The sequence below is a fragment of the Pseudomonas sp. PDM26 genome, assembly GCF_019219185.1.
Lineage (GTDB): Bacteria > Pseudomonadota > Gammaproteobacteria > Pseudomonadales > Pseudomonadaceae > Aquipseudomonas.
The window spans coordinates 191,020-205,190 of sequence record NZ_JAHUWC010000009.1; the positions used below are offsets into that span (position 1 = coordinate 191,020).

Sequence of the window (14,171 nt, forward strand, 5' to 3'; positions counted from 1 at the left end):
TCAGCCCTTCCCGCTTGGCGTTCGGGCTGGGCGTTTCGACTTGTGCAACTCAATCAGTGCGGTCACCTCCTCGTGCCGGGCAGCCAAGTGTTTCGCGTGCAAGGCCAGAATCTCTGCGGCTTCCGCGGCAGTGATTTCTCCGTCCTCCAGCGCCAGGGCAAGAAACTGGTCAACGCGGCCGCGCTTCACTGAAGTACGTAAAGAGCGCTGGTGCATGTCTACGTTGTCCAGCTCACCAACCTCAGGCAAGCGAACAAATACGCCGCCGTACATCGCACAGATGTAGTCCGGCAAGAATGTGGTTCTCGCTTCAGTCTCAAGCGTGCAGACCTCGTCGTCGGTTAGAGGCTTGACCCCTGCCGACTCGTAAATCCGGTTCTTGAAGCGCTTGAGATTCTCTTCACCAAGAAAGTCAGAGGCGTGTGCAAGTCCGCCAGGGAATGCATTGGCAGACGCAATAACTGCTTTGCGACGGGTGTCTAGCACTGGCGATTTCATCGTCTAGTTTTCTCTCGGCGCCGTTGCGCTAAAAATGGCTTCAGTTAGTCGCTGTGATGTCTGTTAGGTACTCAGCTCGGCCCAAGGAAATGAAGGACAAAGGGTTTCTTTCTTGAATACACCGTTGGTCAAGGCTTCAGCCCGTTTGGCAACCACCGGAGACATCCCGTGCTTTTCACGAACCCAACCGGAAACGGTGCTTTGATCCACCTTGAGCTTCTCTGCGGTGGCCTCTTGCGTCCCGAAGAAAGCAACAAGGTCTTTAAAGATGATGTTCATATCGCCCCAGATTATGTGAATACCCATATCGTAGATCATAGGCATACCACTTTGCAACGATATGGGTTCGCCAGTAATAATCGGAAGATGGAATATAAAGAACGAATCAAGGCCGCTCGACGACACGCCGGATTTACTCAGGCCCAACTAGCGAAGCTTGTTGGCATCGATCAAGCGTCCATTTCTGACCTTGAGAGAGGCAGATCACAGCGCTCCTCCTATAACGCCTCCATTGCGAAAGCGTGCGGAGTTTCGGCCATATGGATTGAGAGTGGGTCTGGCCCTATGGTTTCAGAAACCACCGAACAGTCCAACGTAAAGGATGTTGTCCAGCCTCAGATGCTTTATCGATATCCAGTGATCAGCTGGGTATCAGCGGGTTCCTGGGAGGAAGCTGTTCAGCCTTACCCGGATGGTTTTTCTGACAGGTATGAAATATCTGACTACGACTCCAAAGGACCCGCGTTTTGGCTTGAGGTTAAAGGTGATTCGATGACCGCACCTGCAGGCGTAAGCGTCCCTGAAGGGATGATGATCCTGGTAGACACCGAGGCAGATGTGAAACCCGGCAAATTGGTTATTGCCAAACTGCCCGCGAGCAACGAGGCGACTTTTAAGAAGCTGGTGGAGGATGGCGGTGTACGTTATCTGAAGCCGCTGAACCCAGCTTATAAAATGGTCGAGTGTGATGAAAATTGCCGCATCATTGGCGTAGCAGTACGTATGACCGGAAAGCTTTAGAGCGACACTCATGCACCGCCAATCATGTGATAAACAAGCCCGCACTAAGCGGGCTTTTTTTTGCTTCGACTCAAAAGAATACAAGCGTGCTCTTTCCGGATTGTTGCTTTCCCTTCAACAAAATACTGTCTATCCACACAGAAAAAAACAAAGGAAGACAGATGAGCAATGGCAGCAACTCCCTCACGTTGAACACCTATGAACAAGTCGGCCGACGCATTCAACGCATGGTGTCCGATCCAAACGTGCAGAAGGTTCAGACAATTACGATCGCCAGGCGTGATGACGAGTCACCCGATGCATGGGAGCGCGTCATCCTAGAGTTTGAGGAGACAGGTGGGATAACTGTCGAGCGGTTAGAAGACGACAGCGTGAGAATTGGCTGGCAGGCATACGTCGACCTATAAGCGAAGCCCGCGATTTGCGGGCTTTTTATCGCCGACTATAAATTTTATGGGTTTACCCATTGACACAAATTATGTGTACACCTATATTTTATCCATATCGACACATAATCGACTCAGCAGCGAAAGCCGCGCCGCTCTTTAACAGTCAGCGCAACAAACAACAGTCCGCATTGCCTCTACCGGCGACCGGCGAGCAGACAGGCCTGAAAGTCTGCCAACGACAGGAACAACCTGTGCGGCTGCTCGATGGTGAAACGCCAGAACCGTGGAATGACCTGGCAAGGAATGTGCCTCGCTCCTCCGGCGGCAATAGGACGGACAGCATCACTGCTGCACCTTGGCGACAGGGTGCATCGGGATGTAATCCCACCAGAGGAAACACCATGTTCGGAATGAAAAAACTCTTCGGCAAACAAGTCGGCAACGCCCAGGCCGAAATGAAGAAGGTCGTTAACCGCGACTTGATGCAGGCCATTGTCGGTGGCGGCCTATTGGTCGCTGCGGCTGATGGTGAGATTGAAGCCAGCGAGGTTTCCAAGCTGGATGAGTTGATTCGCTCCAACCCGAATTTGACGCACTTCGGCAGCGAGATCACCGAAACCATCAATCGTTTTACAGGCCAGTTGAACGCCAACTTTCAAGTAGGTCGATTGGCGATCAAGCGGGAACTGGCCGACATCAAAAACGTTCCGGCCGACGCGGAGGAAGCCTTCGTCAACATTCTTGCCGTTGCCCAGGCTGATGGTCAGATCGAGCCAGCAGAGCTGGTGGTGCTGAAGGAAATAGGCATGCACTTCGGTCTGCGCCTGGCTGACTACGGTATCGAGGCGTGAAGTACGCGACAAAGGTTCTGCTGATCCTGCTGGCACTGATCGTCGGCTGCATGTTGCTGAGCAACGTAGCCTCTCGGGCCACTTGCTCCTACTACGGCTTCCAGACTGACCGAGAGACGCGCTACGCCGCCTTTGTTGGCTGCATGGTTCTGGTTGACGGCGCATGGTTTCCACGCAATGAAATCCGCGTAGTGGAGTGACGTTTCACTGATGCCGCTTCTTGCAAGGCGGCATTGGGAAACCCACTCACGCAAGGAAACGGACAATGCTGATTTTGACTCGTAAAGCAGGCGAAAGCATCAACATAGGTAATGACATCACGATCACCGTGCTGGGTGTGAGCGGCCAACAGGTACGCATCGGGACTAGCGCGCCCAAGGATATCGCAGTGCATCGAGAAGAAATCACGCAGCGCATTCAGGCGGGCTTGTCGAAACCGCAGTAACAAATCAACCAGCGCAACACGACAGCCTGTCGCTAACTGCCCGAGCACTTGGTCCCCCCCAGCACCAGGCCGCATCGGGAAGCGCTCTAGCGACTATCGCTATCACCGGCCGTAACAGTGGCAAGTCAGAGCGTTTCACCGATGCGGACGAGCACACACCGGTCCAGCACCGGCCCCCTGCATTCCCCCCACCGCACAGAGGATTGGCAGCCATGTAACCGACAGATGTCGAAGCCCACCCAATGGCGGCACCTGCGATCACGTAGGGAGGTCTTCGTGACGCAAACAAACGCCCGACTCCCATCGGACTTTTTTACGCCTGCCGGTATCCGTCAGCACTCTCCCCAGCGGCAAGCAGTAGTCGGCCCGAGAGCTGACGAATACCTGCAACTCAACATCGAGGATTTTCAATGCATCCATCATTCCAAGAGCGCTTCGATGAACTCGGTGTGCTACTGCAAAAAACTAACGCTGCGCAAGCCGGGCTGTTCGGGTGCACTGATCGGCAAGATCCACCCAAACCTGTGCGCTTCCAAGTCAACGGGAAAGGTGTAGGCATGTTCCAGGTCGTCGACCGAACCAGCGGCAAGACCAGCGCCTTTCGCGAGGCCTACAAGGCTGCTCACGACCTTGCCATGCAGTATGAAGCCAAGGCCAATCGCCAGATTACGGTGCCGCTATGAAAAAGCGAAAGCCCAACAACATGCGTACCCGGAGAGAGCGATCGTGCCGGGCGCTACTCAACACCAATCACGTCGCGGTGGTCCACATCGATCCCTGCGGTCGCCAGGGCATGATCAACTGGAAGAACTGCAAGAACATACCGCCAGGGCACCGCATGGCCGAAGCAGTCTGCGACTTCGCCCACCGCTGGACGATCTATGTCAGCGTCCAATGTCGCGATCAGCGCGGGCACCGCTACACCAAATCAGTAGAGGTTGCTCCCCAAGGCAACTATCTGGCCGCGCACCTCGAAGACGTGATCGAGGAAACCTACAAAGACTTGGTCGCCGAGAGCAATCCGAATCATCGGGTCGCTTCGGGCTGGATCGCCATACCCGCCGAGATAACGCTGACCGAAGAACAGGCTGCCCGGGTGTTCGATGCTGTGGGTGTCTGGAATCAGCAGAGGGTAGCATGAGACGAATCTGCAACCAGGCGCGCCAGCGCCGACGACAGACATGGCTGGATCTACCGGCCCACGGAATTGAAGAGGCAGGCCATAACCAAAGACAATGTCCAAATTCAACGAGACAAGCGCGCCAAGGAGAAAACTTTGCTGGACCGGATGGGCGCCGAGAAACGCACGTTGATTGTGTCGAAGGCGCTTGCTGATTCGCTGCAGGTGCTGAGCGAGCGCCACGATTTCGAGGAATGGCAGGAGACGGTATTGACGTCCTTGATCAACCTCGCTGCCGTGCCACCGCAAGGGTCGGTGCGCTTCGCCAGCATGTCGCGACCTGAAATTGTTGTTACCGAAAAGTGGTCGCGACAGCTTGACGAGTTTGCTAAACGTGAAACCATCCACCAAATAAATGAGTAACACTACAACCCGGATCTAGGGCGAAAACTCTATCAACAGCAGGCCAGTTTCATACCGCTGGGGTTTGAATTCCCAATGAAGCAACATAATTTTTCGCCTCTTCAATCGAATCAAAATCCTTGACGGCGAAAATGAGCGAAACCCTCAAAAGCTTTTCTAACTCCTTCTTATAGAGAGCCGATTTTTCTCCTATCGACGCAATAGAATCGAGTGCATGCCGCGTCTCCCCCAATGATCTAATAGTGTTAATCCTATTTAGAGAGTCAGATTGAGAATGTTGATAATACGCAATTCTTTGCTCAAAAACCCGTATAACTGAATTTTTGAAATCGGCGACCTTGGCACTCCTTAGTTCTGCGTTGGCAATTTCAAGTTGATCAGCTTGGGCTTGATATGCCTGGTTCTGCAGTGCTATTACTCGTTCAGAATCTTTTTTCTGCGACATCAATGTCTGATGCTGAAGTCTAAGCGTCTTCAGTAAGGCTATAAGAGTAACAGCTGAAATAATCGGACCAAACACCCCACCAAAAAAAGACCCCAACGCTGACCAGTCATTTGCATTACTTGATAACCCGCCATCAAATGTTTTCAGATACAACCCAACACTGATAACAAATCCAATAACCAGCAATAAAACCCCAACCTTCAAAGCACTATCGATCAACCGATTTGCTTCCTTTAAAGAAACTTCAAAGTTTTCCATGTTTAGTCCGAAGAGAAAATTGACATTATGAATCGCGACCATTTAAGAGTAACCGATTTCAAAACTCAATACGGACCCGGCTTCAGCACTCAGGATGATGAGATCGTTGTCGACTTCTTCTGCGGTAGTGGCGGTGCCTGCCTGGAGATGGGCTTGGGCCGCGCGGTGAATGTCGCGCAGAACCACAGTCCTCAGGCGATCAGCATGCACACCGTCAGGCACCCCGGCGCCGTGCACTAACCCCTTACCCACCTTCTGCCGCCACACGCGGCATAGAGCAACTCATGAGCATTCAATTTTTATCGTCCCAAGAGATTATCGAGCTCACCGGTGCGCGGACCAAGGCAGGCCAGATCGACAACCTGAAGAAAAACGGTGTTAGGCACAATATCAAGAAAACTGGCTGGCCAAGCGTAACTGTCTTTGCAGTTACCGCCGTCGGCATATTCGAGCCTGAAAAAACCGTATGGAAATCACGCAAGGCAAGCTGAAATGGGACGACGACCAAGTAAACCCGGCTCCATAGCTCGACTGCGAGAACGCAAGAAAGCCAGCGGGCGGGTTTTCTATTACTACGACACTGGCGGGAAAGACCGCAAAGAAATTCCGCTGGGCAGCGATTACGGTCTGGCGATCATGGAGTACGCGAAACTCGAACGGGATCGCACCGCCACCGAACTGGTGGCCAAGGTGATCACCTTCCGCTACGTGGCCGAGAAGTATTTGGTCGACGTGGTGCCATCAAAGAAACCTGCAACGCAAAAGGACAACGTCAGGGAGTTGAAAAACCTGATGTCATTCTTCGACGACCCGCCGGCCCCGCTCGAAACAATCCAGCCCCTGCACGTCCGCCAATACTTGACCTGGCGTAAGGCCGCGCCGGTGCGCGCCAATAGGGAGAAGGCCCTGCTCAGTGCAATCTGGAACTTCGCCCGGGATATCGGATATACCGCGCTCGCCAACCCTTGCGCAGGGATCAAGGGAAACAAGGAGACGGGGCGGGACATCTACATCGAGGACGCACTGTTTAAGCGCGTGCACGAGAAAGCGGACGTCGGCCTACAGGATGCGATGGATCTTGCCTATTTGACTGGCCAACGAGTGACCGACACTCGATTGATGGATGAGCGCGATGTACGAGAGGGTCAGATATGGGTGCTGCAGGGCAAGACAAACGCCAAGCGCCGAATCGAAATCACTGGGGAGCTAAAGAATTTGATTGATCGAATCATGTCCCGAAAGACAGAACATAAGGTCCGCTCAACGCGGCTGATCGTTACTGAGAATGGCACACCAATGTCGGTGGCAATGTTGCGGGGAAGGTTTGACTTGGCCAGGGAGGCAGCCGGGGTTGCTAAGTCCGAGTTTCAGATGCGTGATTTGCGCGCCAAAGCAGGCACGGACAAGGCAGAATCAAGCGGCGACATTTTGCAGGCCAGGGATCAACTTGGGCATACGACCGTCGTAATGACAGAGCAGTACATCCGCAACCGAAAGGGCAAAAAAGTCTCGCCAACTAAGTGAATTGCGGACCAGATCAATAATTGCGGACCAGAAACGAACAAGGGTTTGCTCAGCTTTCGCTCGCAAACCCTTGATTTATATGGTGCCCGAAGCCGGAATCGAACCGGCACGCCCTTACGAGCGGGGGATTTTAAGTCCCATGCGTCTACCAGTTTCGCCATTCGGGCGGTAGCGCGGTGAAGCGTCCAGGTTCTGTCAAATAACGATCTGGCAGTTCTGACGCTTGTGCAGCAGAGGTGGAAATATATACATCCCGCCCCGGTGAAGCAAGTTCGCAAATACCCTTTTCAAGACTAAATCTTGCAGGCTACTGCAAATAAAAAAGCTCCGTAAATCATAGATCTACGGAGCTCGTTTATTAGTGGAGGCCGAGGTCGGAATCGAACCGGCGTAGGCGGATTTGCAATCCGCTGCATAACCATTTTGCTACTCGGCCTCAAAACATTTGGTGTCTAGTAGCACAACATCAAATGCGTACAAACTTGGAGCGGGAAACGAGACTCGAACTCGCGACCCCGACCTTGGCAAGGTCGTGCTCTACCAACTGAGCTATTCCCGCGTCTTGGTGTGGCGCATTCTATAGATTCCAGAAGCCCCGTCAACCCTTTGATTCAAAAAAGTTTTATTTCTTTTCAACGTCGGTCTTCAGATGTGGCCAGGCAGCCCGCAAGTACTGGACCATCGACCACAAAGTCAGGCCAGCCGACACCATCAGCAGCGTATAACCCAGCAAGACCCAGAAACTGAATTCCTTGGAATTGGCCAGCAAGATCACCAGCGCCAGCATTTGCGCGGCGGTTTTCCATTTGCCCAGGTTCGATACGGCGACGTGGGCACGAGCACCCAGTTCGGCCATCCATTCGCGCAGCGCCGAGACGACAATCTCTCGACCGATGATCACGGCAGCAGGCAGCGTGAGCCACAGGTTTCCGTGTTCCTGCACCAACAGTACCAGTGCAACCGCAACCATCAGCTTGTCGGCAACCGGATCGAGGAAAGCCCCGAATGGTGTGCTTTGCTCCAGACGGCGGGCCAAGTACCCGTCCAGCCAGTCGGTGGCGGCAGCGAATGCGAAGACCGAGGCGGATGCCAGGTAGCTCCACTGGTAAGGCAGGTAGAACAGCAAAATGAAGATCGGTATGAGTAGAACGCGTAGAACGGTAATCAGATTAGGGATATTCATCGGCACAACTGGCTACGAGGTGAGGGGGCATTCTACTCGCTGTGCAGATTTGCATAAATCAACTCTGCGAGCTTTTTACTGATCCCGGGGGCTTTGGCAATTTCTTCGATGCTTGCACGAGACAGCTCCTGCAATCCACCAAAATGTTTCAACAAATCCCGCCGACGTGTAGGGCCGACGCCGGCGACGCCCTCCAGTGTAGACGTCCGACGGGTTTTTCCACGTCGGGCGCGGTGCCCGGTGATGGCAAATCGGTGGGCTTCGTCGCGAATCTGCTGGATCAGGTGCAACGCGGGAGAATCGCCGCGCAACGTGAACTCATGTGCTGCGTCGTTCAGGTACAGGGTTTCAAAACCGGCCTTGCGCGTCGCGCCTTTTGCCACGCCCAGCAGAATCAAATCAGGCACAGCCAATTCATCGAGCACGTCGCGGGCCATGGACAACTGACCTTTACCGCCATCGACCAACAGGATATCCGGCAGTTTGCCCTCCCCGTCCTTCAGCTTGCTGAAGCGTCGGGTCAACGCCTGGTGCATCGCCGCGTAGTCATCGCCGGCCGTAACGCCCTCGATGTTATACCGGCGGTAATCGGATTTGATCGGGCCTTCGGGGCCGAACACCACGCAGGACGCCACCGTCGCCTCGCCACTGGAATGACTGATGTCGTAGCACTCAAGTCGTTGAGGAGGCTCATCCAGCTTCAGCACCTCGGCCAGTGCATCGAAGCGCGCCGTAATGTGCTGACGATTCGCCAGCCGCGCACTCAGTGCCTGCTCGGCATTGGTCACCGCCAATTGCTGCCAGCGCGCCCGCGTACCCCGCACGCGATGGCTGATGGTCAGTTCGCGACCGCGCAACTCGTCAATGGCGGCGATCAGTGTTGGAAAGTCGTCGTGGACCACATTGACGATCAGTTCACTTGGCAAGTCGCGCTCAGGACTGCTGATAAAGTACTGGCCGAGAAATGCAGCCATGACTTCGCTAACGTCTTCTTCGATACCCACCTGAGGGAAGAAGTTCTTGCTTCCCAGTACCCGCCCGCCCCGCACACTGATCAAGTGAACACAGGCACCGCCCGGGTTGACGAAGGCGGCAATCACATCGACGTCCCCGGTCCCGCCTTCCATGCTCTGCTGATCCTGAACCCGGCGCAGTAACGCAATCTGGTCCCGCAACTCGGCTGCCCGTTCGAACTCGAGATTGATCGCCGCCTCTTCCATCCCGGCGGACAGCTCGTCTGTCAGAGCATTGCTGCGCCCCTCAAGAAACATCACCGAGTGGCGCACATCTTCGGCATACACCTGGGGCTCCACCAGCCCGACGCAGGGTGCCTTGCAGCGCTTGATCTGGTATTGCAGGCAAGGACGGGTGCGGTTCTTGTAAAAACTGTCTTCGCATTGCCGAACGAAAAAGGTCTTTTGCAGGAGGCTCAGGCTTTCGCGAATCGCGCCAGCACTCGGGTAAGGACCGAAATATTTACCCTTGGCCTTTTTCGCGCCGCGATGAATGCTCAGTCGCGGAAACTCTCCGTCGGAGAGAAAGACGTAGGGGTAGGATTTATCGTCGCGCAGCAGGATGTTGTAGGGCGGACGCCATTCCTTGATCAGCGTCTGCTCAAGCAGCAAGGCTTCGGTTTCGTTGGCCGTGATCGTCGTTTCGATCTGGGCGATACGCGCTACCAGTGCGGCGGTCTTGGGGGCGAGCCCGGTCTTGCGAAAGTAACTCGACAGGCGATTCTTGAGGTTTTTCGCCTTGCCGACGTAGAGCAACCGCGCTTCGCTGTCGAACATGCGGTATACGCCGGGGCGCCCGCTAACGGTCGACAGAAAGGCGCTCGGATCAAAGGTGTCGTTCATTTTCAGAGGCTGGCGTCGACCATACCGTGACGAACCGCCAACAGCGTCAACTCGACATCACTGCTGATCGAAAGCTTTTCGAAAATGCGGTAACGGTAGGTGTTCACGGTTTTCGGGGACAGGCACAACTTATCGGAAATGATCTGTACTTTCTGGCAGCCGACGATCATCAGCGCGATCTGGATTTCCCGCTCCGACAAGGCATCGAAAGGCGAATCGTTGGTGGGCTGGAAGGACTTGATCGCCAGCTGCTGGGCAATTTGCGGGCTGATGTAGCGTTGTCCGGCGAATACCAGGCGGATGGCCTGGACCATTTCCGGCAAACCTGCCCCTTTGGTCAGGTACCCTGCCGCCCCTGCTTGCAACAGCCGCGTAGGAAACGGGTCCTCTTCACACACGGTCACCGCGACGACTTTGATATCCGGATGACTGCGCAATAATTTGCGAGTGGCTTCAAGACCGCCGATACCCGGCATCTTGACGTCCATCAGCACCACATCGGGTTTCAGCTCACGCGCCTTGAGCAGGGATTCCTCTCCCGACTCGGCCTGGCCGACTACTTGCAGGCCATCGATGTCAGCCAGCATTCGTGTAATGCCTGTACGAACGAGATCATGGTCATCGACTACTAGCACCCTAATCAAGCAGACACCTCGCAATATGGTCTTATTGGAATGCCAGACACCTTAGCAAAAAGCATCTGGCAGACCTAGCGGAAAGCGTCAGATTAAAAGTTTCAATTCATCTTGAAAGGCTTGTTGCAAGCGTGTTGCAGCAATCCCGACCGGAGATATCCAGCTGCATCCTCAAGAAACATTCGTCCTTGCCCACCACCCTTAATCCCTTGCGCCTGTACAACGCTTGCGCCGGGTTGTTTTCGAAAACCGTCAGGCGCAACGCCGGACGCCGCTCCTTGCACGCCAGAGCCAGCACCTGATCGATCGCCCAGGTTCCAGTGCCCTGCCCACGAAACGCTTCGATAATATGCAATTCGCGGATGTACAACGCTCCGGCATCACGGCTCAGACTGACATAACCCAGAACATTTTCGCCGCATACGATCAACCGGTTGTCGCGCCCGGCCCAGGCCACGTCAAACGCCTCGTCCTGCCACAAAAGATCATGCTGAATATAGTAGCGCAGCATGCATCTACAGGTCAGTTCGCGGGCGAATTCGAGGTCATCCAGTGTTGCCGGACGCCATTGGCATTCCATCATTCCATCATTCCATCATTCCAGCCCCACTGCGAGGGACAGTACTGTCATGGTGCGTCCTTGTGACGATGCATTTTTTTGTTGAGACGCAGAGTGTGTCACAACCTTCGTGGCACTCAAGCGATAGAACGCACCGTCGTTAGCCGATAGCATTTTCTGATTGAATCTGCGTACCGGCCTCTAGTAAGCTCGGTCCATCCATCGGAGACAGACCATGTTCAACACCCTCTTGCAGCTTCGTACCGCCAGCGCCCCGCGCTCGGTTGCGGCTGCCCGGGTGAACGACGATTGTGCTCCGGTCAGCTTTTATTTTGGGTATTGGTTTAGCCACTGGCGCGCCTGATACCCACACGGCGCCCATTTTAAACGGGTCGCCACCAGAGAATTCTCAACCCCCGGTCGGCTTCCCGACCGGGGGTTTTGTTTTTTCAGCTCCAACACTTTTAGCGACACACCAGACATTTAGAGGATTCAGCACATGAACTACGCCACTTATTACCGTTACGACAGTTTTACTGCCTGGCGATTTACCACCCTCCGCTCGGGACAGCCTGCCGCCTCCGATCGGTCGCCCACAGGTGGCAAGCACACGCACGCAGCCAATCTGGCCAATTGTCGAACACCCCAGTAGGGCCGAGCGCGCGGGCACGAACCCGCCGCCAGCCCAGGAAGCCTTGAATATGAACTCGTCCGTCTCTGCACTGCCGCTGTCCACCTTGAGCCCTGCCAATGAAGCGCTGACCCTGCGTCTGCCCAGCTCATTGCAACTCAAACAGCAATTGCCCCTCAGCAACGCCCTGTCCCGGCAAGTCACCGCCCACCGCCAGGCGGTTCGCGCGATCCTCAACGGTGAAGACTCCCGTTTGCTGGTCATCGTCGGCCCCTGCTCGATACACGACCCGAAATCAGCCCTCGAATACGCCGGCAATCTTGCCCGCCTCGCCGCCGAAGTCAGCGACGAAATGCTGCTGGTGATGCGCGCCTACGTCGAAAAACCCCGCACCACGGTTGGCTGGAAAGGCCTGGCCTACGACCCGCACCTGGATGGCAGCGACGACATGGCCGGCGGCCTGATTCTGTCCCGCGAGTTGATGCGCGAAATGCTCCGCCTGGGCTTGCCCGTGGCCACCGAACTGCTGCAACCGATGGCTGCCGGTTACTTCGATGACCTGCTGAGTTGGGTGGCAATTGGCGCACGCACGACGGAGTCGCAGATCCATCGGGAAATGGCCAGCGGCCTGGGCATGCCAGTCGGTTTCAAGAACGGGACTGACGGTGGTGTCGGTGTCGCCAGCGACGCCATGCGTTCCGCCGCCCACCCCCATCGCCATTTCGGTGTCGATAGCCAGGGACATCCGGCGATCATTCAAACACCGGGCAATGCCGACACTCACCTGGTATTGCGCGGCGGCCATCGCGGGCCGAACTACGACAGCGCCAGCGTTGCCCAGGTGAACAGCGACCTGACCAGACTCAGGATTCCGGCTCGGATCATGGTCGATTGCAGTCACGCCAACAGCGGCAAAAACCCGTTGAACCAGCCAGCCGTGTTCAAGGATGTACTTGAACAACGCCTGCAAGGTGATCGTTCGCTGATCGGCATGATGATCGAGAGCCATTTGTTCGAGGGCTGCCAGCCGTTGAGTTCGTCATTGCAATACGGTGTGTCGGTGACTGATGGCTGTCTCGGCTGGGCCGGGACAGAACAACTGTTGCTTGAAGCGGCAGATCGGCTGCGAGTGTCAAACAACGCCCGATAATTGGCATCATCCATACTCCCTCCAGCCTTCATGCGAAGACTGGAGGGCAAACGGCAATCAATGCCCCATCAGGGACTGCACTTGAACCAGTGTCACTCCGGATTGCTGGCGGGTGCCGTCAAGGCGCTCGACTGAATAGGAAACCCGGATCGCGGAATCTCGATGCTCCCTCCAGAACCGGTAGGGAACGATGAACACCAATGGCTCGCCCGCAGTGTCTCTGGTTATTTCGCGCTCGTTACAGTGATTGAATTTCTCCCCGTCGCATCTCAGGTAAATCAGTTCACCTCTATCAGCCCTGGCGTTTTCGATGACGACGGTCACGCCATCCTGTGCATCATGCAGATCCACCCAACCTTCGTCGGCCTCCAGCACAATGGGCCCTGGCAGCGGTCGCTGTTCCAGGATGTCAACCATCAGTGCCGTGACTTCAGAGTAACGAGGCCCCTGACCTGCTTGCTTGACGCAATAATCGATGGAAACGGAGGAGCCCAGATTCGGCGCAATGCATTCTGGACTGACCCAAAACGACAGTTCCTCCCCCACAGCAAAGGACTCGACCTTGAGTGCATCACTAAAACTTCCTTCGACCGAGACGCCAGCCCAGGTCAGCAAAACCCAGTCGCCCGCTGCCATGCGTGCATAGGGTTTGATCGTAACGATCGCCCCTTCTTTCACCCGATCCGGATCAAGCGTTCTACCCACTGCGTCGTTCACTGTCGCAGGCAACAGGTCGGATTGCACATCACCCACACTCAGTTGCAAACGATGGGAGTGCACGGGCTCGGCAAAACGGGTGCTCGTGAGTGAGTAACTGATTTCGAGTGAACCACCGTCAAGCGTCGCAATATGTGCGCTAACCACGGCAAAAATCATATCCTCGCCGACCCGGTCCTCAGTGACAAAGCGCGCGACCTGATGGTTGCAGGCGACGCCATCAGCATCCAGACCCGCCCAACTCAATAGCAATTTGTCGCCGCAGGTCATGCCCGGATAAGGCTGGACCCTGATGACGGCTTTTCTGTCAGAGGGGTTCAGAACGCCGTTTTCCGCCTGTTCAAGTATTGGAGGTGGTAATGGTTGCTGCGCGAGATTCAAGGTATCGGGTTCATAAACAGTCATTCATTCGCTCCAGTCCTTGGAATAAACACCGAACAGGTGGCCGGCTTTGGATGCCGACTATT

Annotated in this window: 21 protein-coding genes, 3 tRNA genes and 1 pseudogene; 14 read left to right on the forward strand and 11 right to left on the reverse strand. The window is 55.2% G+C overall.

The window, feature by feature from the left end:
* Both KW849_RS18830 and KW849_RS31430 read right to left on the reverse strand, forming a co-directional pair.
* Complete coding sequence (locus KW849_RS18830; RefSeq protein WP_218430775.1) at window positions 1-498, reverse strand: YmfL family putative regulatory protein; 498 nt, start codon at window positions 496-498, stop codon at window positions 1-3.
* Window positions 499-561: 63 nt separating this feature from the next.
* Window positions 562-777: a YdaS family helix-turn-helix protein gene (locus KW849_RS31430; RefSeq protein WP_371319156.1), complete on the reverse strand. Its 216-nt coding sequence runs from the start codon at window positions 775-777 to the stop codon at window positions 562-564.
* A 27-nt stretch (window positions 778-804) separates the two neighbouring features.
* On the opposite strand from KW849_RS31430, the gene KW849_RS18835 reads away from it, so the two are divergent.
* The 9 genes from KW849_RS18835 to KW849_RS18870 all read left to right on the forward strand — a co-directional run bounded on the left by KW849_RS18835 (window position 805) and on the right by KW849_RS18870 (window position 4,746).
* Window positions 805-1,518, forward strand: coding sequence for a LexA family protein (locus tag KW849_RS18835; protein WP_371319161.1), 714 nt, complete (start codon window positions 805-807; stop codon window positions 1,516-1,518).
* A gap of 161 nt (window positions 1,519-1,679) precedes the next feature.
* On the forward strand, window positions 1,680-1,925 hold the full coding sequence (locus tag KW849_RS18840) for a DUF1654 domain-containing protein (protein ID WP_218430777.1): 246 nt from the start codon (window positions 1,680-1,682) through the stop codon (window positions 1,923-1,925).
* A gap of 233 nt (window positions 1,926-2,158) precedes the next feature.
* A complete protein-coding gene (locus KW849_RS18845) occupies window positions 2,159-2,758 on the forward strand; it encodes a tellurite resistance TerB family protein (RefSeq protein WP_371319157.1) in 600 nt (199 codons plus the stop codon).
* A complete protein-coding gene (locus KW849_RS18850; RefSeq protein WP_218430872.1) occupies window positions 2,755-2,958 on the forward strand; it encodes a hypothetical protein in 204 nt (67 codons plus the stop codon). The genes KW849_RS18845 and KW849_RS18850 overlap by 4 nt, the downstream gene beginning before the upstream one ends.
* Before the next feature lie 65 nt (window positions 2,959-3,023).
* Window positions 3,024-3,203, forward strand: coding sequence for a carbon storage regulator CsrA (gene csrA, locus KW849_RS18855; RefSeq protein ID WP_218430778.1), 180 nt, complete (start codon window positions 3,024-3,026; stop codon window positions 3,201-3,203).
* A 276-nt stretch (window positions 3,204-3,479) separates the two neighbouring features.
* The gene (locus KW849_RS18860) at window positions 3,480-3,758 is read left to right on the forward strand and encodes a hypothetical protein (protein WP_218430779.1); all 279 of its coding nucleotides are present in this window, start codon (window positions 3,480-3,482) and stop codon (window positions 3,756-3,758) included.
* 2 nt (window positions 3,759-3,760) lie between these two features.
* Window positions 3,761-3,886, forward strand: coding sequence for a hypothetical protein (locus KW849_RS31435; RefSeq protein ID WP_256357283.1), 126 nt, complete (start codon window positions 3,761-3,763; stop codon window positions 3,884-3,886).
* Window positions 3,883-4,344, forward strand: a complete 462-nt coding sequence (locus KW849_RS18865; protein ID WP_218430780.1) for a hypothetical protein — start codon at window positions 3,883-3,885, stop codon at window positions 4,342-4,344. Before KW849_RS31435 ends, KW849_RS18865 begins: the two co-directional genes overlap by 4 nt.
* 135 nt (window positions 4,345-4,479) lie before the next feature.
* Window positions 4,480-4,746 (forward strand): hypothetical protein, encoded by a 267-nt coding sequence (locus KW849_RS18870; protein WP_256357284.1) that lies wholly within the window; start codon window positions 4,480-4,482, stop codon window positions 4,744-4,746.
* Window positions 4,747-4,795: 49 nt separating this feature from the next.
* Here KW849_RS18870 and KW849_RS18875 read toward each other — a convergent pair whose 3' ends face one another.
* A complete protein-coding gene (locus KW849_RS18875; protein WP_218430781.1) occupies window positions 4,796-5,449 on the reverse strand; it encodes a hypothetical protein in 654 nt (217 codons plus the stop codon).
* A gap of 27 nt (window positions 5,450-5,476) precedes the next feature.
* On the opposite strand from KW849_RS18875, the pseudogene KW849_RS18880 reads away from it, so the two are divergent.
* The 3 genes and pseudogenes from KW849_RS18880 to xerC form a co-directional block, all read left to right on the forward strand.
* Window positions 5,477-5,686 (forward strand): annotated as a pseudogene (locus KW849_RS18880) (hypothetical protein); the annotation flags it as partial.
* A gap of 47 nt (window positions 5,687-5,733) precedes the next feature.
* Complete coding sequence (locus KW849_RS18885; RefSeq protein WP_218430782.1) at window positions 5,734-5,940, forward strand: DUF4224 domain-containing protein; 207 nt, start codon at window positions 5,734-5,736, stop codon at window positions 5,938-5,940.
* 1 nt (window position 5,941) lies between these two features.
* Window positions 5,942-6,973 (forward strand): tyrosine recombinase XerC, encoded by a 1,032-nt coding sequence (xerC, locus tag KW849_RS18890; RefSeq protein ID WP_218430783.1) that lies wholly within the window; start codon window positions 5,942-5,944, stop codon window positions 6,971-6,973.
* An 80-nt stretch (window positions 6,974-7,053) separates the two neighbouring features.
* Here xerC and KW849_RS18895 read toward each other — a convergent pair.
* The 7 genes from KW849_RS18895 to KW849_RS18925 form a co-directional block, all read right to left on the reverse strand.
* Window positions 7,054-7,140 (reverse strand) — tRNA-Leu (locus tag KW849_RS18895).
* A 195-nt stretch (window positions 7,141-7,335) separates the two neighbouring features.
* A tRNA-Cys gene (locus KW849_RS18900) sits at window positions 7,336-7,409 on the reverse strand.
* 47 nt (window positions 7,410-7,456) lie between these two features.
* Window positions 7,457-7,532, reverse strand: a tRNA-Gly gene (locus KW849_RS18905).
* Window positions 7,533-7,595: 63 nt separating this feature from the next.
* On the reverse strand, window positions 7,596-8,156 hold the full coding sequence (pgsA, locus tag KW849_RS18910; RefSeq protein WP_115947862.1) for a CDP-diacylglycerol--glycerol-3-phosphate 3-phosphatidyltransferase: 561 nt from the start codon (window positions 8,154-8,156) through the stop codon (window positions 7,596-7,598).
* 32 nt (window positions 8,157-8,188) lie between these two features.
* Window positions 8,189-10,012 carry an excinuclease ABC subunit UvrC gene (gene uvrC / locus KW849_RS18915; RefSeq protein ID WP_218430784.1) on the reverse strand — a complete coding sequence of 608 codons (1,824 nt, stop codon included), beginning with the start codon at window positions 10,010-10,012 and terminating at the stop codon, window positions 8,189-8,191.
* A gap of 2 nt (window positions 10,013-10,014) precedes the next feature.
* Window positions 10,015-10,656 (reverse strand): UvrY/SirA/GacA family response regulator transcription factor, encoded by a 642-nt coding sequence (uvrY, locus tag KW849_RS18920; protein WP_008015884.1) that lies wholly within the window; start codon window positions 10,654-10,656, stop codon window positions 10,015-10,017.
* Window positions 10,657-10,753: 97 nt separating this feature from the next.
* Window positions 10,754-11,227 (reverse strand): N-acetyltransferase, encoded by a 474-nt coding sequence (locus KW849_RS18925; RefSeq protein ID WP_218430866.1) that lies wholly within the window; start codon window positions 11,225-11,227, stop codon window positions 10,754-10,756.
* A 214-nt stretch (window positions 11,228-11,441) separates the two neighbouring features.
* Here KW849_RS18925 and KW849_RS31440 point away from each other — a divergent pair, with 214 nt between their 5' ends.
* The gene (locus KW849_RS31440) at window positions 11,442-11,570 is read left to right on the forward strand and encodes a hypothetical protein (protein ID WP_256357285.1); all 129 of its coding nucleotides are present in this window, start codon (window positions 11,442-11,444) and stop codon (window positions 11,568-11,570) included.
* A 337-nt stretch (window positions 11,571-11,907) separates the two neighbouring features.
* Window positions 11,908-12,987: a 3-deoxy-7-phosphoheptulonate synthase gene (locus KW849_RS18930; RefSeq protein ID WP_218430785.1), complete on the forward strand. Its 1,080-nt coding sequence runs from the start codon at window positions 11,908-11,910 to the stop codon at window positions 12,985-12,987.
* Window positions 12,988-13,044: 57 nt separating this feature from the next.
* On the opposite strand, the gene KW849_RS18935 is transcribed toward KW849_RS18930, so the two are convergent.
* Window positions 13,045-14,109, reverse strand: a complete 1,065-nt coding sequence (locus KW849_RS18935; RefSeq protein WP_218430786.1) for a hypothetical protein — start codon at window positions 14,107-14,109, stop codon at window positions 13,045-13,047.
* Window positions 14,110-14,171: the final 62 nt, after the last annotated feature.